Source organism: Synechococcus sp. B60.1 (assembly GCF_047462555.1).
Lineage (GTDB): Bacteria > Cyanobacteriota > Cyanobacteriia > Thermostichales > Thermostichaceae > Thermostichus.
The window spans coordinates 4762-6484 of sequence record NZ_JANSJN010000001.1 but is presented as its reverse complement, the minus strand read 5'-3'; the positions used below and the strand labels follow the sequence as shown (position 1 = coordinate 6484).

Annotated in this window: 3 protein-coding genes; 1 reads left to right on the top strand and 2 read right to left on the bottom strand. The window is 54.4% G+C overall.

Annotated features, from left to right (window positions below; all coding sequences use genetic code 11):
- A partial coding sequence (locus NW863_RS00035; protein ID WP_414363707.1) for an AMP-binding protein occupies window positions 1-866 on the bottom strand: 866 nt, incomplete at its 3' end.
- Between the two features lie 152 nt (window positions 867-1018).
- Here NW863_RS00035 and NW863_RS00030 point away from each other — a divergent pair.
- Entirely contained in the window at window positions 1019-1402 is a 384-nt protein-coding gene (locus tag NW863_RS00030; RefSeq protein WP_414363705.1) for a hypothetical protein, read from the top strand.
- A gap of 121 nt (window positions 1403-1523) precedes the next feature.
- Here the strand turns inward: NW863_RS00030 and NW863_RS00025 are convergent.
- A partial coding sequence (locus NW863_RS00025; protein ID WP_414363703.1) for a TIGR03985 family CRISPR-associated protein occupies window positions 1524-1723 on the bottom strand: 200 nt, incomplete at its 5' end.

Here is a 1723-nt window from a genome sequence, read left to right as displayed (position 1 = left end):
GGGCTTTTTTCCTTCAATTGTCTCTGGATCCCTTCGTAAACCGTCTCCCAGATGCGGGGCACTGCCACCAGATAGTGGGGCTGCTCCCGTTGCAAATCCTGCTTGATAAAGCGAGGGTTGGTATAGACCAGCGTACAGGCCTGGCTGAGGAGAAAATACTCGCAGGCCCGCTCGTAGGAGTGCCAGGTGGGCAGAATGGTCAGCACCTTATCCCCAGGCCGGGGCTGTACAACCACACTCAAGTTCTCCACCTGGTGCATCAGGTTGCCGTGGCTGAGCATCACCCCCTTGGGGCGACCGGAGGTGCCAGAGGTGTAGATGATGGTGGCCAACTGGGATCGCTCCAGCCGCGGCGGCTCGTAGCGGCCTTCCCGCCCTTTCTGCAGCCACTGAGAGAAGTTCAATACTCCTGCCTCTTCTTCATCGGAAAGCAGCAGCAGCCGCTCCAGGCCCAGCTCCTGCACAACCGGCTGCACCCGCCTCAGGGTCTTCACATCCTGGGCAATCAAAGCCGTGCTGCCGGAGTGACGCAAAATGTAGCCCAGCTCAGCCGGATCCGCCACGGCGCTGCGGGGCACATTGACCGCTCCCGTAAACAGCGTGGCCAGATCCGCCATCAGCCAGCGGGGGGAATTCTCGGCAAAAATGGCCACCCGATCCCCGGGGCGAATGCCCAAGGCCTGCAAGCCGGCAGCCAGCGTCTGAATGCCGCGGAACAGTTCCCCATATGAAATCTCAAGAACCGGCTGGGCATGGGGATCCCTGAGGGCAATCTGATCAGCAAACTTTTCGGCCAGGACTTGCCAGACGTTGAGTAAAGTCGTCCCTGGGGCGGTGGGAGTAGCAGCAGCGGAGACAGTCGCCATAAATCTGTACCCTAAATCACATTTACAGTCTAGTGAACTTGAGCCTTTTCTCCGGCTCCTCCTAGGACAGTTCTCAATCTGTCACCCAATCCAACCCCGTCCCCTTGGGGGGAAAAGGTAGGGATCAACGAGCTTCGACAGCCCCACCAGGGGTGCGTGAAGGAGAATTGCCAGATCTTTATAAGGCAAAATCCGAGGTTTGCTTTTCTATCCGTATTTCTCGCGATGATCTTATGGGCACAAGGCTGGCTATCTATGAGCAAGTTCAGGATTTACATCAGTTCCAAGAGCAACCGAAAGTTCTTGTCAGTCGAAACTGTCCTTCGGTAATTGTGGCAGATTTGCTAGACCTGACAAGACTAGAGCTTTATGTCGGGCTTGGCTTTCCCCTATCCGATCTACCAAATGATGAAAGAATCTTAACTCGTGTTCACGTGATGAATAGAGATACTTTTAAAGATAAGTTGAATGTTTTGATAGCCAAGCGAGATGGTCAATCTACGAGTCAGGAGTTCACTTTCTTGTTTTTCTTTTAGGGAGCAGAAACGAGATAGCGTTTTCCAACATGTTGTGGTAGTTTAGTAATGAATCTCAGATTCTGGACTCATACTAGGTTCGACCACACCATATCTAATATCTAGATTATGGACGGGTAGGTCAAGAAAGCACGAACTCGGGCCGATAAAACTGCAGCTCCGCCTGTGCTTCTTGGGCCATCTGTTCCCGGTAGGCCAGAGGGGCAATCACTTCGCCGTTGGGTCGCCAGTCCCGCAGGCGCATGGTGAAATTGGTGTCTCCCACCCGCACATAGGCGCGGAAGTAGCGGTCGCTGGCTGGCCTCTGCCGGAGAATGTGCA